At 70.9% G+C, this 20,935-nt stretch carries 16 protein-coding genes and 3 pseudogenes; 8 read left to right on the forward strand and 11 right to left on the reverse strand.

Going from position 1 to position 20,935, the window contains the following annotated elements:
• The first annotated feature begins 467 nt into the window (after positions 1-467).
• A complete protein-coding gene (locus ABVB68_RS19125) occupies positions 468-986 on the forward strand; it encodes an LGFP repeat-containing protein (protein ID WP_353602270.1) in 519 nt (172 codons plus the stop codon).
• A gap of 38 nt (positions 987-1,024) precedes the next feature.
• Here ABVB68_RS19125 and ABVB68_RS19130 read toward each other — a convergent pair whose 3' ends face one another.
• From ABVB68_RS19130 to ABVB68_RS19145, 4 genes and pseudogenes are all read right to left on the reverse strand, one after another.
• Positions 1,025-1,567 (reverse strand): hypothetical protein, encoded by a 543-nt coding sequence (locus ABVB68_RS19130; protein ID WP_353602271.1) that lies wholly within the window; start codon positions 1,565-1,567, stop codon positions 1,025-1,027.
• A 72-nt stretch (positions 1,568-1,639) separates the two neighbouring features.
• Positions 1,640-2,881 (reverse strand): IS701 family transposase, encoded by a 1,242-nt coding sequence (locus tag ABVB68_RS19135; protein WP_353602327.1) that lies wholly within the window; start codon positions 2,879-2,881, stop codon positions 1,640-1,642.
• 105 nt (positions 2,882-2,986) lie between these two features.
• Positions 2,987-3,439, reverse strand: coding sequence for a hypothetical protein (locus ABVB68_RS19140; RefSeq protein ID WP_353602272.1), 453 nt, complete (start codon positions 3,437-3,439; stop codon positions 2,987-2,989).
• A 70-nt stretch (positions 3,440-3,509) separates the two neighbouring features.
• A pseudogene (locus ABVB68_RS19145) lies at positions 3,510-4,002 on the reverse strand (transposase); the annotation flags it as partial.
• 16 nt (positions 4,003-4,018) lie between these two features.
• Here ABVB68_RS19145 and ABVB68_RS19150 point away from each other — a divergent pair.
• Positions 4,019-4,603, forward strand: a pseudogene (locus tag ABVB68_RS19150) (glycerophosphodiester phosphodiesterase family protein); the annotation flags it as partial.
• A 66-nt stretch (positions 4,604-4,669) separates the two neighbouring features.
• Here ABVB68_RS19150 and ABVB68_RS19155 read toward each other — a convergent pair.
• The 4 genes from ABVB68_RS19155 to ABVB68_RS19170 all read right to left on the reverse strand — a co-directional run bounded on the left by ABVB68_RS19155 (position 4,670) and on the right by ABVB68_RS19170 (position 7,709).
• On the reverse strand, positions 4,670-5,170 hold the full coding sequence (locus ABVB68_RS19155) for a hypothetical protein (protein ID WP_353602273.1): 501 nt from the start codon (positions 5,168-5,170) through the stop codon (positions 4,670-4,672).
• Between the two features lie 178 nt (positions 5,171-5,348).
• Positions 5,349-5,825 carry an SRPBCC domain-containing protein gene (locus ABVB68_RS19160; RefSeq protein WP_353602274.1) on the reverse strand — a complete coding sequence of 159 codons (477 nt, stop codon included), beginning with the start codon at positions 5,823-5,825 and terminating at the stop codon, positions 5,349-5,351.
• 112 nt (positions 5,826-5,937) lie between these two features.
• A complete protein-coding gene (locus tag ABVB68_RS19165) occupies positions 5,938-6,753 on the reverse strand; it encodes an SAM-dependent methyltransferase (RefSeq protein ID WP_353602328.1) in 816 nt (271 codons plus the stop codon).
• 80 nt (positions 6,754-6,833) lie between these two features.
• Entirely contained in the window at positions 6,834-7,709 is an 876-nt protein-coding gene (locus ABVB68_RS19170; RefSeq protein ID WP_353602275.1) for a Sco1979 family transcriptional regulator, read from the reverse strand.
• Positions 7,710-8,937: 1,228 nt separating this feature from the next.
• Here ABVB68_RS19170 and ABVB68_RS19175 point away from each other — a divergent pair.
• From ABVB68_RS19175 to ABVB68_RS36960, 3 genes and pseudogenes are all read left to right on the forward strand, one after another.
• Complete coding sequence (locus ABVB68_RS19175) at positions 8,938-9,594, forward strand: GNAT family N-acetyltransferase (protein ID WP_353602276.1); 657 nt, start codon at positions 8,938-8,940, stop codon at positions 9,592-9,594.
• Positions 9,595-10,856: 1,262 nt separating this feature from the next.
• A complete protein-coding gene (locus ABVB68_RS19180) occupies positions 10,857-12,263 on the forward strand; it encodes an arylsulfotransferase family protein (RefSeq protein WP_353602277.1) in 1,407 nt (468 codons plus the stop codon).
• A gap of 55 nt (positions 12,264-12,318) precedes the next feature.
• Positions 12,319-12,648, forward strand: a pseudogene (locus tag ABVB68_RS36960) (recombinase family protein); the annotation flags it as partial.
• Positions 12,649-12,774: 126 nt separating this feature from the next.
• On the opposite strand, the gene htpG reads toward ABVB68_RS36960, so the two are convergent.
• The gene (htpG, locus tag ABVB68_RS19185; protein WP_353602278.1) at positions 12,775-14,616 is read right to left on the reverse strand and encodes a molecular chaperone HtpG; all 1,842 of its coding nucleotides are present in this window, start codon (positions 14,614-14,616) and stop codon (positions 12,775-12,777) included.
• A 334-nt stretch (positions 14,617-14,950) separates the two neighbouring features.
• Between htpG and ABVB68_RS19190 the strand changes: the two genes are divergently transcribed.
• The gene (locus ABVB68_RS19190; protein WP_353602279.1) at positions 14,951-15,496 is read left to right on the forward strand and encodes a GNAT family N-acetyltransferase; all 546 of its coding nucleotides are present in this window, start codon (positions 14,951-14,953) and stop codon (positions 15,494-15,496) included.
• Positions 15,497-15,852: 356 nt separating this feature from the next.
• On the opposite strand, the gene ABVB68_RS19195 is transcribed toward ABVB68_RS19190, so the two are convergent.
• Positions 15,853-16,311, reverse strand: coding sequence for a flavodoxin family protein (locus tag ABVB68_RS19195; protein ID WP_353602280.1), 459 nt, complete (start codon positions 16,309-16,311; stop codon positions 15,853-15,855).
• A gap of 393 nt (positions 16,312-16,704) precedes the next feature.
• Here ABVB68_RS19195 and ABVB68_RS19200 point away from each other — a divergent pair, with 393 nt between their 5' ends.
• Positions 16,705-17,385: a class I SAM-dependent methyltransferase gene (locus ABVB68_RS19200; protein ID WP_353602281.1), complete on the forward strand. Its 681-nt coding sequence runs from the start codon at positions 16,705-16,707 to the stop codon at positions 17,383-17,385.
• A gap of 116 nt (positions 17,386-17,501) precedes the next feature.
• Positions 17,502-18,200 carry a lipoprotein gene (locus ABVB68_RS19205; protein ID WP_353602282.1) on the forward strand — a complete coding sequence of 233 codons (699 nt, stop codon included), beginning with the start codon at positions 17,502-17,504 and terminating at the stop codon, positions 18,198-18,200.
• Positions 18,201-18,612: 412 nt separating this feature from the next.
• Here ABVB68_RS19205 and ABVB68_RS19210 read toward each other — a convergent pair whose 3' ends face one another.
• Positions 18,613-20,715 carry a DUF1996 domain-containing protein gene (locus tag ABVB68_RS19210; protein WP_353602283.1) on the reverse strand — a complete coding sequence of 701 codons (2,103 nt, stop codon included), beginning with the start codon at positions 20,713-20,715 and terminating at the stop codon, positions 18,613-18,615.
• Positions 20,716-20,935 lie beyond the last annotated feature (220 nt).

The following is a 20,935-nucleotide window of genomic DNA, read 5'->3' on the forward strand; positions in this document are numbered from 1 at the left end:
GTCACCTGCTTCCCGCTGACGCGATGGCGGGCTCCACCGCGGAAACTGGTTTCTGCGCGGCCGAAGTGCGGCGCCAGTACGCGCCCACGAGTCGCTGCTGGAGCGGGAAATGGGGCCTGAGTCCGTCGTTCGTCAGGTTGCCGATTCACCCGTACGGGCGATACTGAAGATATCTCATGACTGCATGTCAGCGGCGCTTGCCGGGCAGCTCGCAGCTCATTCACGGCGTGCCAGGATGTGGAAGCGCAGCACCGTAGCCGCCGGACTCTGCTTGCTCATAGCGGGTGGTAGGGCCGGTTGTCGCTCAAGGCTCGTTGTGAGGAGCGCGCGGGGATGGATTCCTCAACGTCCCCCAGTCGGCGATCGAGGCGGCTCGGCTGTTCCAACCGAATGACACCGAGTTCATCGTCGCGCAGTTCTCAGGGTGGGATCTCTCCCGAAAAGGGGCCGACGAAAGGGCGGAGCACATGACTGCCATAGACGAGAAGTGGGCCACGATCCCTTGGATCGGCGCGCCGGCGGATGCCGGTGCGGGCAGCGACGAGGGCCCGAACCCCGACGGGCGCGGGCGCTCGCGCGACTTCCAGAACGGCACGATCGACTGGTCGCCGGAGACAGGGGCGCACGAAGTGCACGGTGCCATCCGCGACCACTGGGCCCGGTTGGGTGGAGAGAAGTTCCTTGGATATCCGATCACGGACGAGACGGGAACTCCCGACGGGGTCGGCCGCTACAACCACTTCGAGTACGGTTCGATCTACTGGACCCCTGACACCGGGGCATGGGAAGTACATGGGGCGATTCGCGACAAATGGGCGAGCATGGGCTGGGAACGCGGCGAGCTCGGCTACCCGACTTCGGACGAGTACGGGCCCCCGGACCACCGGTCGAGTAATTTTCAGCACGGAATACTGGCCTGGACGCCTGCAGGCGGCGTGACCCTAGTGACCGGTTATGGGGACGACTACGAGGGAAACCCTGTCTAGTACTCCAGCCGTAGTTCGCGATCACGGCGAGTCGCTGCTTACGGCCCGTAGACGAGATCCACGCCGCCGCTGGCCTCGATCAGCCAGGACAGCGAACCGCTGCCGAAGGGCCAGCCAGTGGTGGCCACCTGCACCCAGCCGCCCGACTCGTCGGTTCCTGCGTGCCACCACCACCAGCTGCGATCGTCTCCCATTCCTTCCTCGGTCGGGTCGAAGTAGTACAACCATCCCGAGAGCGTCCACGGCCCCTGGTCGACGGCCGCTTTCTCCTCTGGCGTCATCGCGCGCCACTGACGCAGCCACGCCTCCATGTCGAAGGGCTCGCCGTGCTCCGGTTCCGGGGTCTCGGGCGCGCACCGCTGGATGAACCAGGCTGGCAGCAGTTGCGGCCAGAGCTCATCTGCCGGCCAATCACCCGTTTGGGAGACGACGCACCTCAGTACCGCACGCGCGTTGTCGATGACCTGGGCCGGATCCTCGGCAGTGAACCGGAGGCGCACGAGAAACGGCCGGGGCTCGTCGTCATCCTCTGCGCCCGGTCCAGATCGAAGGCGCCGAAGCTCGCCTGTGATGATCTCCACGGTGAGGAAGTATGCACCGGCACTGACCTCGCGACATCTCGATATCGCCCTCGCTCTGGGGACACGGAACCTCTATAGCTGGACAGTTGCTTGCTGTCGGTAGTGGCAGGCTCGGGCGCGGGCTTGGTGTCGGCGTCGCCAGTGTGACCAGCGCAGGCGGTGTGCGAGGTCGTGGACCGGGCGGATCAGGGCCGCGAACAGGTGCTGGATCTCGTTGCCGGTCAAGGGGATCAGGCCGTCGGGGGCGGGCCTGTCGCGGCGTTCGGTGGCCGCGGTGACGGCAAGGAAGGCGTGGGCGAGCATCGCGAGGGTGACCCAGCGCTGCCAGGAGGTCCAGCGGCGGACCTGGTGCTCGTCCAGACCGGTCAGGCCCTTGCCGGCCTGGAATGTCTCCTCGATCGTCCAGCGCCGCCCGGCGACGCGCACCAGTTCCGACAGCGGCACCAGCCTGGGTGAGAAGCAGCGGTAGAAGGCGAGTTCGCCGGTGCGACGGTTGCGGCGGATCACCAGGCACCAGTGGCCGGGCCGACCGGCGGGGACGTGGATGTCGATCTGTGCCCAGTCGTAGTACTGTTCGCCCTTCGCGCCCGTTCCGGCCGACAGCCGCTGCCAGGCCCGCTCCGGGATCCGCGCGGCCAGGGTCTTGGCCTGGAACTTCCCGGCGTGGGTGATGACGGGGTGAGTGCTGGAGACGGCCAGGGCGTAGCCAGTCCGGCGATGTTCCAGGGCGGTTCGCAGGTGCGGGTTGTCGCCGTAGACCTCGTCTCCCGCGACCCAGCGTGCGGGGGTTCCCGCGTCCAGGGCCCGCTCGACCATGCGCGTCGCGAGCTGGGGCTTGGTGGCGAAGGCCAGACCCTCGGGGATACCCGCGCTCCGGCAACGGTCCGGGTCCTCGGTCCATGAGTGCGGCACGTACAGGGCCCGGTCGATGGCCGCGTGTCCGCGCGCGGCGGAGTACACGAGGTAGACGGCGACCTGGGCGTTCTCGATGCGGCCGGCCGTGCCGGTGTACTGGCGTTGGACGCCGACGGTCGCCGTGCCCTTTTTCAGGTCGCCCGTCTCGTCGACCACGAGCACCGCCTCGGTGTCGTGCAGGTGCTCGACGACGTAGGCGCGTATGTCGTCCCGGATCGCGTCGGCGTCCCATTTCGCACGGTGGAGCAGGTGCTGCATGCCGTCCGGAGTGGCGTCGCCGACGTACTCGGCCAGGGTCCAGCAGTTCTTGCGCGGCAGGTCCGACAGCAGCCCCGAGACCAACCGCCGCACCCGGCGGCGGGGTTCAACTCGGGCGAACCGGCCCGAGATCTGGCTCATCAGGCCCTCGAAGGCCTCCTGCCAGCGGGCAGGCATTACGCTGGCGTCCGAGGTCGCCGAGTGATCATTGGTTGTCCACACAACACCTAATGATCAACGGCGGCCTCACCTGCTCGGACGCCACCGGAACCAGTAGTCCAGACCCTCGACCCGGTAGCGGGCCCCGGCGTCGAAGCGCACCTCGCCCACCCGTCGCCTCGCGTCGTCCGGCGCCTGACGGTGCTGCGCCAGCAGCAGGGCCAGCTCGTCGTAGCGCGCGTCGAGCCCGCCCTGGCCCGGGTGAGTCTCCGGCCCGACCGACCCTGCCTCATAGCGTTCGTTCCACCTGGCGAAGATCGCCCACTGCTCGCGCTCCAGATCCACCGCGGCCTCGCTCGCGGGCCAGACACGGTACTCGTCCGCTTCGTCGGCGTGGTCGTAGTCGTCGTTCAGGAAGTAGTGGGGTCTGCCCTCGATGTCGGCAAGGCCGGCGCGCGGTCCGTCGTGCCACTCCAACTCGGCGTACACCCGCTCGAAGCCGTCCGCGATCAACTGCGCTTCGTCCCAGGTCTCAGCCATACGCGCAGGCTACCGACGAGCGACCTTCACATCCATGATCACGATCTACGGCTGGAGTACTAGGGGCTCTTCACAATCCAGGGTGTGGTCGTGGCCTGAAGGCGCCGGTTTCCCGCAGGGATCTTGCGATGTAGTTGGTGAGGTTGCGGAATCCGAGGGCGGAGCCGCGGAGGTGTTCGAGCCGTCCGTTGACGGCCTCGGTCGGCCCGTTGGACGTACCGGGGCGTTCGAGTAGGCCAGCACGTCGGTGGCTTGCTTCTTCGGTGTCCCGCCGTGATGATCTCGCTCATCGCGCCGGGGACGCCGTGGCTGAGCGACTTGATCAACTTCACCATCAACTCTCGGCCTTTGCTCCGATCGGGTTCGCGGCAGGCGGCGATCATCCGCTGGCAGACCCCCCACGTGGCATCGGCCTCAACGTGAGCGTCGCTCCCAAACAGCGCCGCCGGTCGGTCCTTCTGCTTGTCGGTGAGCAGGTCAGCGCCGGTGTGGAGGGTTCGCCGTGCGGTATAGAGCAGGTCGCTCTTGCGTACGCGGTGCCCGTGAACGGCCAGTTGGGGTCGTCATGACCCCGGAGGACTCCGGCTGAACATCGAGACCAAGGTCGAGGCGGGTGCGCCCGAACCGACCGCGCCGCGCGAGCTGTTCGTCCGCCGGGTGTACGAGGAGATCCACCGCTCGGGCATCGAACGGCAGGTCACCATCGAGTCCTTCGACTGGGGCGCCCTGAAGGCGATGCACCGGCTGGCGCCCGCCTGGCCGCTGGTGGCGCTGACCAACTACGACTTCCTGGAGGTGGGCCCGCCCGGCGCGTCCCCGTGGCTCGGAGGGATCGACGCGGACGACTACGGCGGCGACTTCGTCCGGGCGGCCGCGACGATCCCCGGCGTCACGGCCCTCTCCCCCAACTACGGCTTCCCGCAGAACGGCAAGGTCGGCGACCCCGGCTTCCGTTTCTACCCGGACCCGGCGATGGTCGCCGAGGCGCACGCACGCGGGCTGAAGGTGGTCCCGTGGACCTGCGACGACATGGCGACGGTGGCGGCACTGATGGACATGGGCGTCGACGGCGTCATCACCGACTATCCCGACCGGGTACGGCGGCTCATGGCCGACCGCGGGCTGCCCCTGCCCCGGCGCTACCACCCGCGCCGACACCACTGACACCCCGCCAGGGGTGAGCCCCGCCCCGAATGGGGCGGGGCGGGGCCCACGCCCGGTATCCCCCGGTCAGCCGGCCCGCTTCAGATCGGTGATCTTCAGGGTCTTCAGGTCGGACTGCACGTCGATCAGGCTGACCTGTGCGTGCGGTCCGTCGCCCCAGGTGAGCGTGACCCGGTTGGTGGCGTGACCCATGCCGGAGCCGGTGTAGGCCACCTTCCACTTCACCGGCACGTTCTGCGCGAACAGGATGCCGTCGGCGTGCTCCTTCTTCTCGAAGGCGGCGACCTTCTTCTGGGCGGCGGCGGAGAGGTAGAAGCCGCGCAGGGCCTTGGCGCTCGCCGCGGCGGTGGGGTCGTCGGTGGCCCAGACCGCGTCGATGTAGGCGCCGTAGAAGTCGGCCACGTGCTGGGTGGCGTTGCGCGGGTCGCCCTGGGCGGACGACACGGCGGCGGCGCGGGTGGCGTGGCTCGCGGAGGCCCCCGCGAGGGCGGGCGTGACGGCGGCCAGGGAGAGGCCGGCGGTGAGGGCCGCGGCGGTCAGGAGGGTCTTGCGACTACGGACGGACATCTGTCTCATTCCCCCGGTTTGTTCTCGACCGGGCTGATCCCGGCCTGCTACGGATCTTAAGACCCTATTTCCCGCGGACCGGTTCCGCTTCTTTTCCAGTTCTTCCCCGGGAAAGTACGGCGCATGAATTGCCGAAAAGGTTGTGCCGTATTCCGGACGGCCTGCCTCTCTCTTTCGGTCATTCGGGTACGGGCGGCCGCCGCCCCTCGGCGAGCCGGGCGAGGTTGTCCAGGGCCATCCGGGTGCCCAGCTCGTTGTCCCGCCGGGGGATCGCGTCGGGGACGCCGTCGTGCCGGATCTCCACGTCCGTACCACCGCCGGCCGCGGTGAGCGTCGTCGTCAGGGTCATGATGGAGCGCAGGACCTCGTCGCCGGTCTCGAAGGCGAAGACCTCGACGACCAGTTCGCCGGGCACCAGCCGGGTGAAGTGACCCCGGTAGGTGTCCGTGCGTCCGCCGGATTTCCCGGCGCCGCCCGGGTCGTCGTAGACGAGGGAGACCCGGAACGAGCCGCCCTCGCGGGCGTCGAACGTGTGCACGCGGGCGGTCATGCCGGCCGGGACCCGCCAGGCCGCGACCGCTTCCGGGTCGGTCAGGAGCCGGTAGACGGCGTGCGGGGACGCCTGCACGTGCCGGACCACGCGGGTGGTGTACATGGGCCTCACGGTAGCGGCCGGGCGCCCGCCCGGTGCGTCGTACGGGGTGCGGGGTACGGCCGGGACGGGGCCGAGGTCCGGGAGGTGGGTGCGGACCCCGGCCCCGGGTCTGTCAGGGCTTGCGGGCGACAGCGCCGTACATCGCGATGTCCGCGTCGCGGATGCCCTTCTCGCTGGTGCCGTCGGGATGCCACCTGTGCACCTGGACGACTCCCGGTTCGGCCAGTTCCAGGCCCTCGAAGAACTCGTGGGCCTCGGCGAGGGTGCGCAGCCGCATCGGCATGTTGCGGGCCGCGTACTCGCGGGCGACCCGCCCGACCTCCTCGGGGGCGAAGTCGGCGGTGCCGATGGACATGGCCAGCCAGCTGCCCGGGGGCAGGGGCTCCAGCAGCCGGCGTACGACGCCGACCGCGTCGTCCTCGTCGAGCATGAAGTGGACGATGGCGATGACCGTGAGCGCGACCGGGCGGCTCAGGTCCAGGGTCCCGAGCAGCTCGGGTGCGTCCAGGATGGCGGCCGGATCGCGGAAGTCGGCCTCGATGTAGGAGGTACGGCCCTCGGGGGCGCTGGCGAGCAGGCCGTGCGAAAGGGTGAGCACGATCGGGTCGTTGTCGACGTAGACGACCCGGGAGCCGGGGGCCACCGCCTGTGCGATCTCGTGCAGGTTGGGCGAGGTGGGGATGCCGGTGCCGACGTCCAGGAACTGGCGTACGCCCGCCTCCTCGGCGAGCCAGCGCACGGCGCGGTTCATGAAGTCGCGGTTGGCCCGCATGTGGACCGGGAGGGCGGGCCACTCCCGGGACATGGCGTCACCCGCCTCCTGGTCGGCGGGGTAGTAGTCCTTGCCGCCCAGGATGTAGTCGTAGATGCGGGCGGAGTGGGCGTTCTCGGTGTCGATACGGTCGGCCGGCCATCCGTTGTCGGGCAACGCCGTGTCTCCCATCGATTCGGGGGTGGACTCGCGCAACGAGGGGTCGGTGGCGAGGGGGCCGCTCACCGCGGGCACGGTCACCACTCCTTGCGGATCGCGCCGAGCAGGGTCTCCGTCCTGCGCGCGGGCGCGGCCTGGGCGCCCACCCGGTCGAAGGCCTCGCGGTACACCACGACGTCCTCGGCCTTGTCGAGGTAGGCGGCCCCGACCAGTCCGTTGAGGTGGACGACGTCGGGCAGTTCGGGGACCCGGAACCGGAAGACCTCGAAGGCGCCCGCCCGCATCGCGGGGTGCGGCCCGTTGGCGAACGGCATGAGCTGGACGGTCACCTGGGGCAGCCGGTTGACCTCGATGAGACGGTCGATCTGCGCGCGCATCACCTCGGGGCCGCCGACCGGCCAGCGCAGCACGGTCTCGTCCATCACCACCCACAACCGCGGTGGTGCCTTCCTGGCCAGCAGCTCCTGGCGGCGCATGCGCAGCGCGACCCGGCGTTCGGTGGCCTCCGCGGAGGCGTGCGGGTGGGCCGCGCCGAGCAGGGCGCGCGCGTAGTCCTCGGTCTGCAGCAGGCCGTGCACGAACTGGTTCCCGTACACCCGGATCTGCGACGCCGCCTGTTCGAGGCCGAGGTAGGCGGCGAACCAGTCGGGCATCACGTCGCGGTAGGTGTGCCACCAGCCGCGCTTGTTGGCCTCGCGCACGGACTGCAGGAAGGTGTCGATCTCCTGCCGGTCGGTGACGCCGTACACCTGGAGCAGCTTCTCGGCGTCCGTGAGGCGCAGCCGGGCCACCTTGGCGGCCTCCATGCGGCGGATCGTGGAATGACTCACCCCGATGGCGGCGCCCGCCTCGGCGTAGTCGAGACCGGCCCGGGTCCGCAGCTCCTCCAGTTGCCGGCCGAGGATCATGCGCAGGACGGCGGGGGCGCCGCCCCAGTCGGTCTCCGCGGTCACGCCCCCACCCCCCACAGGAACTGCCTCGCGAACGGTCGCTCGTGGTCGGTCGTTCGATCACGTTCTGGCCCGAGCAGCATGCACCTGAGTACTTGCAAATTTCAACTTGCCGGTTGCGGGGTGAAGTTGGCAGGTGCCACAGTGGGGGCACTGCACCGGGCGATCCAAGGAGCAGGCGGCGCGGCCGGGTTGGGCAGACCGGGCCGCACCACGGCCTCGTGGGAGGCGGTGGGTCGTCCGCTCCTCGAGCGGCCGGCCGATCCGACACCCCCACACGCACGAGGCCGGAAAGGCGCACGGCGATGGCTCCGCCCTCTCTCCCCCGACCGCTGCACCGACCGGCCGAGAGCCGGAGAGCGCACCGACCACCCTCGGGACGAGCCCTCGCGTGCCGGCCCGCGGTGCCATGCCCGACCCGGCGCCCGGACACCACGGAGCGTCCTCACCGGACCCCCCGACACCACGGCCCGCCACCCCCGGGCCGGTGACACCCCGCCCCGTCCCCACGGGGCTGCGCACACCCGACCCCGTCCCCACGGGACCCGGGCCGCTCCCGCCGGGCCCCCGGCGGGAGCGGCCGGCCCTGCCGGGCGGCGGACCCCGCCGGTCGGCCGCACCCGTGGCCGGTCGCGGCCGGAGTGCGCAGACCACCCGGAGGCGAGCGCCTCGGCCGACTCCCCGGGCCCCACGGCCCCGGCCGGCTCGCCTCCGGGACCCCGCTCCCCACCCCGGCCGCCGCCCTCCGCCACTGAGGCTCGAGGCCAGGACGGCGGCGGCTCCGCGCACCCGGCGCGGGCCCTGCCCCGCCCCGCGTCAGGTGCACTCCCGGGCCTTCCCGGCCGACGCACCGGGCGCCGGGCCGGGGGGACGCCCCCACCGGCCGGGAGCCGCACCCGGGGCGTCCGGGCGGATCACCCACCCGCCCCGTTCCCGGCACCGCAGCCCCACGGACCACCCCCCACTACGTCCGAAGGAATCCCCATGCACCGCATCGCACTCAGCCCTGTCCCGGCCGCCGACCCGTCCTGGACCCGCACCCGGCCCAAGCCTGGTTCGCAGGGGCAGGCGGGCCGAATGGCCCCCCACGCCCCCCGGCGGCACGACGCCGGGCCCGCCACACGCTAGATTCACCGCTGATGCGGGCCGTCCGCATCCGTCGGCGGCTCGCCTCCCCCACGAGGCTCCGGGTCCGCCGCGCAAGCCGCTCCGCCGGGGCTGCGAGGGCTTCATGGTCTGGTCGCTCATCCGCCGACGCCGTGCCGCGCCCGGCCTGCCGGTGCCCGGGCGGTGCACGGCGGACCGGCACGTCCTCACCACGCAACGGCTGCTGTTGTTCACACCGCGCAACCGGCTCGACGTGGCGGCGGCACTCGCCGCCTGCGCGGACGCCGAGGCGCAGCGATGGCTCGGCACCCAGGCCGACCGGGTGCTGCCCGATCCGGGTGTCCGAAGGGCGTTGCTGCGCCGGCGGCCCGCCGGTGACGACGGCCGCCGGGTCCCGCGGCAGCTGGCCGAGCCGTTCGTGCCCGGGGCCGACGACCCCATGCTCCTGGTCTGCGTGCGCAGGTCCGACCTCAGCTATGCCGGGGCACTCGAACTGGAGCCGGCGTCGGGCGAGATGGGCGGCTGGCTGGCGCCCGCCTGCCGAGGGCAGGGGCTGGGTGCGGAGCTGTTCCGCGCCGGGCTCGCCCTCGCCCACACCCACGTCGGGCTGACGACCGTCCGGGCGGGCGCCGAACCCGGGAACGCCGCGAGCCGTCGGGCCCTGACGCGTGCGGGTCTCGTCCCGGACGCGGCGCCGCGCCGGCACACCCTGCCCGACGGCAGGGTGGTCGACGCGGTCTGGCACCGGCACGACACCGCGACGGCCTCGCGTTGCCACTGATCCGGCACGGCGGGTGACACTGTGATCCCGCACGGCGGGTGCCGCTGATCCACCTCGACGGGTGCGCTGACCCCGCGCGACGGAGAGCGCGCGGGCCCAGGCAGTGAGCTCGTCAAACGTTGTCATGTGAGAGTCCTTCCGCGGCTGGCTGCGATGCGGACCCTTTCGAGCGGGGCTGACCGGCACGTGGCCCCATCGGGGGTGCACTCCTTAGTGGCCGCCGGGGGCGTATCGGCTCCAGGTTCCGCCGGCCACGGTGACCGGGCGGGTAGAGGTCCTGTCGTGATAGCCGAGTGCCTTCGCGATGACGGGGGCCGGGGAGGGGCAGCGGCCGCTCTGACGCGAGAATTTCGCATCAGATGCGACTCGGGGGAGTCTTCGCAGTTCAATCGCTCGATGGAGTGAGGCCCGCAGATGGCCGCCAACAAGACCGCTACCGTGACTCCGAGGCCAACAACCCTGCTCGGACCGCTTCCGTGCAGCTCCGGCCAGCTTCCAGGACGAGTGTCGCCTATTCGCATCCGATGCAATTGGCGTCGGTAATAGTTGAGGTACAGCAAGTAGCGCTGAGATTGATCACGACCGGGAGCTGCTTCGATATGGGTCCGCAGCCTGCGCCTGGCGCTTGGCGTGTTCGGCGAGAACCCGGTAGATGCCGGCCACCGAGCAGTTCCGACGCCCTCGGCCAGCGGGCCGTCCGCGGCCTTGTCCGCGACCGTTGCTCCTCGGCATTGCTATGTGCCGGATCCAGAGATCTCCGTCGCGTAGGAGAGGCCTGACGGGTCCTGCGATGGCTCTGTCGCATGTCCGGGTGAGACCACGCCTGCCGAATGGCCTACCTGAGTTGCCTTGAGCCGACACAGTCGGCCTTTGCTGCTTATCTTCACCCGAGGGACAACTCATCCCCATGTGCGCCCTTACGGGCCGGAGGGGTGAAGGGGATGGAGCGGTTGAAGACTAGCGGGGCCGCCATCGGAGAAGAATTCCGGGTACCAAGGAGGTCGGTAATGACGACGCGAGAGCCGCGGTCTCGCCGGACACGGAGAAGGACCCGCCGCACCGTCGGTGCCTGCGTGCTCGCTGCGGGGTGCGCTCTCGCAAACTGCGTGCCCTCGGCCGCGACGACCCCGCAAGGGGACGCGTCCCGCCTGTGCGCGACGAAGCCCTTCCCTCCGTCGGAAAGTACTCCGCCCCCGATCCTTTCGGGCAGCGATGTGTGGAGTTTCGTTTCCGAGCCGGGCCTTCACCCCATGCGGGTGAGCGTGACGGCGAACAAACGGGGGACGGCTCGCGGAGACATCTTCGTCGCCCCGTTCAGTGCGGACCAGATGGTCGGCCAAACCGGTGCACTGATCAACGAAAACTCCGGTGATCCGGTCTGGTTCCGCCCGCTACCCTCCACGAATCTGCAGAATGCCGACTTCAAGGTCCAGACCTATTACCCCACCCGCAGGGACCGGGGACGACCGGTGCTGACCTGGTGGCAGGGAAGCCTCGCCCTCCCACCGGCGTATACGAACCTGCCGGCCGGCGCGCCCGAACCGGGCGGGTGCTACTACATCTACGACACCCACTACCGCCTGCTCAAGACGGTGTTCGCGCATCACGGCTACTACCCGGACGAGCACGAGTTCACCCTGACCCGCCGGGGTACCGCGCTGTTCATTGCATCCAAGCCCGTGCCCATGGATCTCACACGGTACGGAGGCCCGAAGAACGGCTCCATCGAGAACAGCGAAATCCAGGAGGTCGACCTCGCGACGGGCAGACTTCTCTTCTCCTGGAACGCACTCGACCACCTGGACCCCGCGGATTCCGAGGAGCCGGTCTCCAGTGCGTCATCGTCCGACGGGGTGTGGGACGCGTTTCACATCAACTCGGTCGACGAGGGTTCTGAGGGCCGGCTGCTGATCTCGGCCCGGAACATGTGGGCGATCTACGACGTCACCAAGAGGTCCGGGGAGATCCGCTATCAGATCGGAGGAAAGAAAAGCGACTTCACCTTCGGCCCGAACGCGGACTTCTACTGGCAGCACGATGCCCGGTTCCGGCCAGGCAACCGGATCAGCATGTTCGACGACGGCTGCTGCGACCTGCCCGACGGTGAACCCGAACAGGTGTCGCACGGCCTGATCCTCAACCTCGACGTGCGCAGCCGGAAGGCGACCGTGGACAGGACCTACTACCACCAGCCGCCGCTGGAGTCGCCGACCCAGGGAAACACCCAGGCCCTCCCCAACGGCAACGAATTCATCGGATGGGGCCAGAGCCCGTACTACTCGGAGTACACGGGTGCGGGAAACACCCAGGGCAACGGCTCGCACAACCTGCTCTACGACGCGAAGCAGCCGGGCTCCGACATCTCGTACCGAGCGTTCCGGAACGAATGGATCGGCACACCGTACTACCCACCGAGTGCCGCGGCACGGTCCGACGGCGGGCACAGTGTCGTCTACGCCTCCTGGAACGGCTCGACACAGACCAGAGCATGGCGGGTACTCGCCGGGGCCGACCCCCACTTGCTGTCGGTCGTTGTCAGACACGCCCCACGGTCCGGATTCGAGACAGCCATCACAACGAACGCTCCTGGACCGTACTTCCAGGTGAAAGCGCTGGACGAAAAGGGACACGTCCTCAAGTCCTCCGACGTCGTGACCCTGACCCGATAAGGGCCGGCACATGACGGAACCGCGCCCCGATCCCGACCGTCAGAACCACCTGGGCATGCGGCCCGACGAAATCGACGGCAAATGGTACGCGACATACTGGAACCTGCACGACGATGGTGTCGCCGGGGCGGGCGATAGGCGAGCAGGCCGGCCAGGCCGGGGCGTTCGACGGTGGCTCCGCTCTTCTTGTCCACATGGACCGCCCGCCCCGGCCCTGCCGGCCGCCGTCGCGGCCAAGCCGATCCGGATCGGGTACGCCCGCTGCTCGACCGCCCAGCAGGAACCCGCCTCCCAGCTCGCCGCACTCGAACCGCTCTTCAAGCGGATCTTCTCCGAGAAGATCTCCACCCGCGTCAAGACCCGGCCTGAGCCGGAGAAGGCCCTGGGGCTCGCCTACCGGGATTTCCTGTACCTCAACTACTCACACCCGGTTCTCCGCCCGCCGCCCTTCGGTCGGTTCGCCCGGCCGCCGCGTCCGGTCGGTTCACCGAACGTGACGGCCGGGCGACGGTCACACGGTCCGGGCGAGGCGGTCGGCGAGCAGCTTGGCGAAGCGTGCCGGGTCGGCCAGGTCGCCGCCCTCCGCGAGCAGGGCGGTGCCGTACAGCAGCTCGGCCGTCTCGGTCAGCTCCGGCGCCGCCTCTGGGTCCGCCGCACGCTGCTCGTGCGCCGACCTCAGCCCGCTGACCAGCGGGTGCTCCGGGTTCAGTTCGAGGATGCGCTTGACCGGCGGCACCTCCTGGCCCATCGCCCGGTACATCCTCTCCAGCGCCGGCGTGAGCCCGTCGGCGTCGCTGACCAGGCAGGCCGGTGAGCTGGTCAGGCGGGTGGTCAGCCGTACGGACTTCACGCCGTCGAGCGTCTCGTCGAGCCAGGCCAGCAGCGGCGCGTAGGCCCCGGACTCCTCCTCCGACAGTTCCGCCTCGGCGGGCAGGTCGACCGCGCCGCGCGCGACGGACCGGAACTCGTGGCCGTCGTACTCGCGCACCGACTCGACCCAGATCTCGTCCACCGGGTCGGTGAGCAGCAGCACCTCGTACTCCTTGGCCCGGAACGCCTCCAGGTGCGGGGAGTTCTCGACCTGTGCGCGGCTCTCACCGGTCATGAAGTAGATCTTGTCCTGGCCGTCCTTCATCCGGGCGACGTAGTCGGCCAGCGTGGTGGGCTCGTCGCCGGCGCTGGAGGCGAACGACGCGATGTCGAGGATGGCCTTGTGGTCCTCGTTCCCGTCGAGCAGGCCCTCCTTGACCACGGATCCGAACTCGCGCCAGAAGGTGCGGTACTTGTCCGTGTCGTTGCGCATCAGGTCCTTGATGGTGGACAGGACCTTCTTCGCCAGGCGGCGGCGGATCAGCTGGATGTGCCGGTCCTGCTGGAGGATCTCGCGGGAGATGTTCAGCGACAGGTCGGCCGCGTCCACGACGCCCTTGACGAAGCGGAGGTGGCCGGGCAGGAGTTCGCGGCTGTCGTCCATGATGAACACGCGCTTGACGTACAGCTGGATGCCGTGGCGGGCGTCGCGCTGGAAGAGGTCGTGCGGGGCGCGTGCCGGGATGAAGAGCAGCGCCTCGTACTCGAAGGTGCCCTCCGCCCTCATCTGGATGATCTCCAGCGGCTCCGACCAGTCATGGCTGACGTGCCGGTAGAACTCCCGGTACTCCTCGTCCTCGACGTCGGAACGCGGCCGGGCCCACAGCGCCTTCATGGAGTTGAGGGTGTCGTCCCCCATCCGGATGGGGAACGAGATGAAGTCCGAGTACCGCTTGACGATCTCCCGGATCTTCCAGTCGGCCGCGTAGTCGTGGAGTGCGTCCTCCTCGTCCGCGGGGCGCAGGTGGAGGGTCACCGACGTGCCCTCCGGCGCGTCCTCGACGGTCTCGATCGTGTAGGTGCCGTCGCCGTCCGACTCCCAGCGCACGCCGGTCTCCTCGCCGGCCTTGCGGGTGAGCAGAACGACCCGGTCGGCGACCATGAAGACGGAGTAGAAGCCGACACCGAACTGACCGATCAGTTCGGCCGACTCCTCGCTCTCCCGCAGCCGGCGGAGCGTCTCGGCCGTACCGGACTTGGCGATGGTGCCGATGAGGCCCACCACGTCGTCGCGGGACATGCCGATGCCGTTGTCCCGCACGGTCAGTGTGCGGGCCTCCTTGTCGACCTCGATGGCGATGTGCAGGTCGTCTGCCTTGAGGCCGTCGTCCGTCAGTCCGACGAGGCGCCGTTTGTCGAGGGCGTCGGAGGCGTTCGAGATCAGCTCACGCAGGAAGATGTCCTTGTTCGAGTAGATCGAGTGGACCATCAGCTGCAGGAGTTGCCGTGCCTCGGCCTGAAACTCCAGCGTCTCGGTGCTCATTGCGTCCCTTCTGGTCAGACGGTGTGTGCGAGCGCATGTCATCGAAATCTGACACACCGGCAACTGCGCGCACAAGCGCTCCCAGCACGCCGGGCCGACGCCACCGCCCGCACACCTGTGCTGCGGCCGCGCGGGAAGGCGGCCGCCGTCGGCCGGCGGGGGTGCGCGCCGGCTCCGGCGCGGAGCCGCCCGGCCACGGGCACGGCGGGCACGGCGGAGCGCCGGTGGCGGCACGGCGGCCACGGCGGGCACGGCGGGCACGGCGGAGCACCGGTGGCGGCGGGGCAGCCCGTGCGGACATATGCTGCGAAACACCGCACCGAAGGGAGCCCTCATGGCCGACGCCAGGCCGACCTCCGCGCTGGAGCTGCGAGAACTCGGCTTCGAGCACCTCGCCGCCGTCCTCGACCTCGGTCACCGGGTCTACGACACCGAGGCCATGCCCTACACCGGCTGGTCGCTGTCCGCCGTCGCCGGGCACCTGGACGCGCCGCACTCCGCGTGCCTGGTGATGCTGGACGGCGACCGGGTGGCCGGCTTCGTCCTCGGATCCCTGTCGTTCGAACAGCGCGCGGACTGGGGCTACTTGGAGTGGATCGCCGTCGACCCGGGTCATCAGGGGCGCGGGGTGGCCTCACGGCTGGTGAAGGAGTGCTGCGCGCGCCTCGCGGCGGCCGGGGCGGTGTGCGTGGTGACCGACGTGGAGCGCCGCAACACGGCCTCCGCGGAACTGATGCGCCGCAACGCCTTCACGGAACAGGCCACGGTCAGCCTGTTCGTGCGGACCCTCGCCGGCACCGGCGCACCGGACGACCGGACGGACCACGCCCGGGCCGCCTCCCGCCGGCACTTCACCCGGGCGGCCGAGCGCGCCCGCTGAGCCTCCGCGCCGCGCACCCACCGACGACCGCCAGGACGGGCCCGGCTCCACTCGGGTGCGGCCGGGCAGCCGCTCAGCGCGGCCGCGGAGGCGAGCAGCCGCCAGGCGTAGTAGCCGTCCATGAGGAAGGCGTCGGCGCGCAAGGTGACGTTTTGGGCGAGGAGTTCGTCGGGCGCGGTCGCGGTCGCGGTTTTTCGCGGGGACTCGGTCACCACGGCGGCTCCACACCGGGGCGGCAGGTGCTTTGGGGGACTTCGGGGCGACAGCGGGGGCTTGGGCTCGGTTGCCACTCCTGCGCCGGCCGCCCGGTTCGGGCACGGCGGGCACATGACTGCCGCGCCGTCGACACACATGCTTCAGCAGTCGGTCATGAGTCCCGCCGCGACCGTGGCACCGAGCTCCCAGCACGCCTGGGTGCCGGGCTTTCCGGGCTCACCGGTGACGGTCACCGGGTCGGCCGCGCGGCGCCAGCCCAGCCCGGTGGTGATGGCCTCGATGGCCCGGACGGCCCCGGTGACGTCGTTGCCGCCGTGGACGTAGTAGCCGAAGGGACGGCCCCGCGTCTCGTCCAGACAGGGATAGTAGATCTGGTCGAGGAAGTGCTTCAGCGCGCCGGACATGTAGCCCAGGTTCGCGGGCGTGCCGAGCAGGTAGCCGTCGGCTTCGAGCACGTCGGAGGCGGTGGCGGCCAGCGCCGCCCGCCGCACGACACGGACGCCCTCGATCTCCGGTGTCGTGGCGCCGGACACGACGGCCTCGAACAGGGCCTGGCAGTTGGGCGAGGGGGTGTGATGGACGATCAGGAGAGTAGGCACGTGCCGCACCCTGCCGTGCCGCGGCCACCCGCCGCAAACGATAGGCGCACCCGTCGCACCGGGGGGCGTCCGGAAACGTCGCGGGCTGCGGGCGGCCGTGGAGTCGTGGGTGCTGTGGGCGGGTGCCGTCTCGTGCGCGCTGTGGGCGGGTGCCGTCTCGTGCGCCCTGTGGGCGGGTGCCGTCTCGTGCGCCCTGTGGGCGGGTGCGGAGTCGTGGGCCCCGCGGGCCGGGCGTGGCGGCGTGGGCCGGGCAAGGCGGCGCGGGCCGAGCAGGCGGCGTAGGCCGGGCAAGGCGGCGTAGGCCGGGCGTGGCGGCGTAGGCCAGGCGTGGCGGCGTAGGCCAGGCGTAGCGGCGTAGGCCAGGCGTCGTGGGTGGCCGCCCGGGGTAGGACGATGCCCGGCAGGCTGCACGGAACGACGCGAGGAGACAGAGTGGACGAGGACGAGCGCCGGGCGCCGGCCGCCGAGGTGTTCGATGCGCTGGGTGCCGCCTACGAGGAGGCGTTCGCCGCGTCCGAGCCGCACCGGGCGTCGCTGCGGTGGCTGCTGGAGCGGCTGGCGCCCGGCAGCAGGGTGCTGGACGTGGGCAGCGGCACGGGACGGCCGACCGCGCAGACCCTCACCGAGGCGGGGCACCGGGTGCTGGGCGTCGACGTCTCACCGGTCATGGTGGAACTGGCCGGCAGACAGGTGCCGGAGGCCGCCTTCCGGCTCGCCGACATCCGGGAACTCGCCCTGGAGGGCGACTCGTTCGACGCGGTATGCGGTTACTTCTCGCTGCTGCAGATGTCCCGCGCCGAGCAGGCGGCCGTCGTGGCGAAACTCGCGCGGGCGGTGCGGCCGGGCGGGCTGGTCGTGCTGGCCACCGTGCCCCTCGACGTGGAGGGCGTCGAGGCGCTGTTCATGGGGCAGCCGGTCCGGGTGACGAGCTTCAGCGCCGGGGCCTTCACCGAACTGGTGGCCGGCGCGGGCCTGTCGGTACTGGCCGAGGAGCAGACCGTGTTCACACCGGCCCACCCCGAGGCCGTACCGGAGCCGCACCTGTTCCTGCACTGCCGGCGCGACGCGGGATGACGGGACGAGGTGGGTGTCCTGAGGGGAATCGGTGCGGTCGGCAGGGAGGTAATTGCGTACGGCGGTGTCGGGGCGCTCGGTTACAGTGGCCGCCTTGAACCGGAGGGGAGACAACAGTGCAGGTCAGGGTGGGGACCATCGGCGGCCGGGTGATCGCGGCGGTGGCACTTGCGGCCGCGCTCGGCGGCTGTGCGGATTCGGCGGACGAGGACGGGAAGAAGGCCGCGAACGCTTCGCCGACGGCGCGGGACGGCGGCAGCGGGAACGCGGGGGCCGCGAGCGGCGGCACGATCGGCGCGGCCGGTTCCGCCTGCGAACTGCCCGTCAGCTTCTCGATCGCCAAGGACTGGAAGGCCAAGGCCGTCGACGGGGAGGCGGAGTTGTCCAAGGCGTCGAAGGGTTCCGGTGACGACCTGAGCGGAGCGGTCGCAGAGGCGATGCTGCGCCAGGGTCCGGTCACGGCCGCCTGCGAGATCGACGCCAAGCCGGCCGGCAACATCGGCTTCCTGCGCGTGTGGAGAGGCAGGACGGGCGACGCCGACGCGGGCGGTGTACTGCGGCAGTTCGTCGCCGCCGAGGACAACACCAGCAAGGCGAAGTACCGCTCCTTCAGGACCGGCGGCGGTGTCTCCGGCGTCGAGGTGGAGTACCTGTACACGAGCAAGCTGCTGGAGGAGACCAAGAAGGAGAGCGCCTTCGCGGTCAGCACTCCCGACGGCCCGGTCGTCCTGCACCTCGGCGGCATGGACACCGAGGAGCACGAGGCGATGCGGCCCGCCTACGACCTCGCCAAGCGGACTCTCAAGCTCGTCTGAGGTACGCCGCCCGCGCCCGGCCGGTCCACGGGTCCCCTACTGGGGCCGGTCTGGCGATGTTGCGGTGGGCCTGCCCGGCATGACGGTGTTCTGCGGTGGGACGGGCCGCATGACCGTGTTCCGGGGCGGGACGGGCCGAACTGGCCTCTCTGCGGCCTGCCGCGCGCGGGGGGCGAGGCCGACGACGCACGGCGGCGCGCCTCGTAGGAGGCGGGCCGCGGTGTTGGAGGCGGGCCGCCGCGTGGGGACCGGGTACGGATGGTCGGTGCCGAACGAGCCCGCCAAGGCCGCCAAGCCCGCCGAGCCGGTCGCGATGGACCGGTCTCGACGGATCGGACTTGCGGGCCGGCCACGGCCGGATCCTTCGATGTGGAGCGGTCGCGGCCGGTCAGGCCGGTCACGGATGGGTCGGTCAGTAGCGCAGGCGCCTGGCCCGGAGCAGCATCAGAAGACCTGACAGGGCGAGCAGCGTGCCGATGGCCGCGGGCCAGAGGTGGGCACCCGTTTCGGCCAGGCCGCCCTGTGTCGCCTGGGGCTGTGTCTGTGCGGAGGGGGGCGGGACGTATCCGGCCGGGCCCGTGGAGGCCGGCGCGGAGGCGGCGGGTGCGGAGGTGGCCGGTGCGGCGGCGGGTGCCGACCGGGCCGGTGCCGCCGAACGGTTCACCGTGGAGGCCGTCCCTGCGGACCCGGCCGGCGCGCCCTTCTGACCTCCGTCGCGCTTGGTCGTACGGACCGGATCGCTCGTCGAATCGGTCCTGGGTGCCTCGCCCGAGCCGGACTGCGACGGCGCCGGCGCAGGGGTGGCGCCCGCTCCGGTTCCGGCCCCCGCGCCGTCGCCCGCGGCCCCCGTCGGCCCGTCGCCGGAACCAGCCGTGGGCCCGGCACTCGTTCCCGTGCCGGAACCCTGTGTCGGCGTCGCGGTCACCTCGTGGCCGCTGCCGCCCCCGGCGCCGCCGCCGCCCGTGCCCTTGCCACCACCGTCGCCGTTGCCGCTACCGCTCCCGGTACCGCTCCCGCCGTCACCGGCGCCGCTCCCGCCGTCGCCGTTGCCGCCGTTGCCGTCACCCTTGCCGTCCGGGCCGCAGGTGCGGCCGGAGTTGATGCAGTCGACCATCTTCCGCATCAGGTCCTCGTCGAAGACGTTGATGAAGTCGCCGTGATCGGTCACGGGCTTGTGCAGCTGCTCGGGGAAGGAGTCCACCGCGAACAGCGGGACGGTACGGCCGCCGTCCTGCAGGCTCGGTGCCTTGACGTCGTAGACGATGCGCTGCACGAGCTGCGGAACGGGGCTGAAGCCCGCCGGACAAGAACCGTCGGGGGCGGTGAAGGCCACGTGGGTGCGGTGGTTGGCACTGTCGATGTTGCGGCCGTCCCAGCAGCTCTGGAACCGGAAGGTGCGTACGACGTCACTGCCCTGCGGGCACAGCGGGTACTTGTCCTTCAGCTGCCGGTCCTCGAACCCGGTGCAGCTCCAGGAGGCGTTGGCGTTGCCGGGCCCGTTGACGAAGGCCTTGGCGTCGCCGGTGATGATGCGCAGCAGGCGGGGCATGGCGGTGACCTTCGCGCGCGGGTTGCCCACGAACGTCAGCGTCACCTGCGCGGGCGTGACGATCTGGCCCGCGTTGCCCTCCGTGCCGCCGCCGGGAGCGCCGGCGTCCCGCTCCTGCTTGCCGTTCTGCAGGCGCAGCACGGGCCAGTAGTACGTCGACTTGTCGCCCTGGTCCACGCAGCTGGTGTCGGCGTTCGCCAGGTCGTCGTCGGTCGCGAAGGCGCTGTTGCCCTGGTTGCCGACGTAGTCGTGGAAGTGGTGGGCGCCGTTGGCGACGCCGGGAGCCACGATGACGTTGTCCGAGTTGAACAGGCCGCCCGCGTTGACGCCGCAGTCGGAGGCGAAGGTGCCGCGCGAGGCGCCGGCCTGCTGGGGCGGGTTCGGCACGTCGGGCTGTACGGAGGTGATGTCCGCGTAGTCGGAGACGACGGGTCCGTTGCCGCCCTGGCCCGCACCGCCCTGCTGGGCCCCACCGCTCGGGGCGGCCGTGGCCTGACCGGCACCGCCGGCCGTGGCCTGACCGGCACCGCCGGCGCCGCCGTCACCACCGCCCCCTTCGCCGGGACGCAGCGTGCAGTCGGCCAGGCCCTCCAGGCCCCCGGGACGCTCCCCTTCCCGGTCGATGGCGTCGGCGATCCGGCCGATGGTCTCCGCCCGCTTCTCCTTCAGCGGGTTCATGATCGCGGCGTCGACGGAGTCGCCGGAGCGGCCGCCGTCCCGCATCGCGGCCTGGAGCTGCTGGTACGCCGTCGTCGTCTGCCCGTCGAGCGCGGCGAGTTCACGGTCGACGTCCGGCCGGGCCCCGTCCGGAACGGCCGTCAGCCGGCTGCCGACGTCGGGGCAGTCGATCGTCGCCGTGCCCGCGGACAGGACCTGTCCATGGGCGCTCGTGCCGGAACCGTCGCCCCAGTTCTCGCTGGCCGAGGCGTACACGTTCGCCGCGACCAGGCCACCTCCGCCCAGCATCAGGGCGACTGCTGCGTAGGTCGCGCGTCGTGCGCCGGTCGGGCGTCTGCGCCTGTTGCGTACCAAGGTCGTCCCCTGTGTGTCATCGCCTGTCGGGCATGGAGTCCCCCCGCCCATACGGAGGACGGTGCCACTGTGTTCAACCGGTTGGCGAATTCATCGGTTTTTCATAGGGAATCCTGCGCCCCACCGCTCCCGCACCGAACACCGCCGCGAAGAT

The sequence above is a fragment of the Streptomyces sp. NPDC096012 genome, from assembly GCF_040426375.1.
Lineage (GTDB): Bacteria > Actinomycetota > Actinomycetes > Streptomycetales > Streptomycetaceae > Streptomyces.

Excerpts from the sequence above, each read along its gene's own strand:
- ABVB68_RS19155 (WP_353602273.1), bottom strand. The coding sequence starts at position 5,170 with ATGTCCGTCCGTAGTCGCAAGACCCTCCTGACCGCCGCGGCCCTCACC.
- ABVB68_RS19210 (WP_353602283.1), bottom strand. The coding sequence starts at position 20,715 with ATGCTGGGCGGAGGTGGCCTGGTCGCGGCGAACGTGTACGCCTCGGCC.
- ABVB68_RS19135 (WP_353602327.1), bottom strand. The coding sequence starts at position 2,881 with ATGAGCCAGATCTCGGGCCGGTTCGCCCGAGTTGAACCCCGCCGCCGG.
- ABVB68_RS19175 (WP_353602276.1), top strand. The coding sequence starts at position 8,938 with ATGGTCTGGTCGCTCATCCGCCGACGCCGTGCCGCGCCCGGCCTGCCG.
- ABVB68_RS19140 (WP_353602272.1), bottom strand. The coding sequence starts at position 3,439 with ATGGCTGAGACCTGGGACGAAGCGCAGTTGATCGCGGACGGCTTCGAG.
- htpG (WP_353602278.1), bottom strand. The coding sequence starts at position 14,616 with ATGAGCACCGAGACGCTGGAGTTTCAGGCCGAGGCACGGCAACTCCTG.
- ABVB68_RS19160 (WP_353602274.1), bottom strand. The coding sequence starts at position 5,825 with ATGTACACCACCCGCGTGGTCCGGCACGTGCAGGCGTCCCCGCACGCC.
- ABVB68_RS19190 (WP_353602279.1), top strand. The coding sequence starts at position 14,951 with ATGGCCGACGCCAGGCCGACCTCCGCGCTGGAGCTGCGAGAACTCGGC.
- ABVB68_RS19125 (WP_353602270.1), top strand. The coding sequence starts at position 468 with ATGACTGCCATAGACGAGAAGTGGGCCACGATCCCTTGGATCGGCGCG.
- ABVB68_RS19200 (WP_353602281.1), top strand. The coding sequence starts at position 16,705 with ATGCCCGGCAGGCTGCACGGAACGACGCGAGGAGACAGAGTGGACGAG.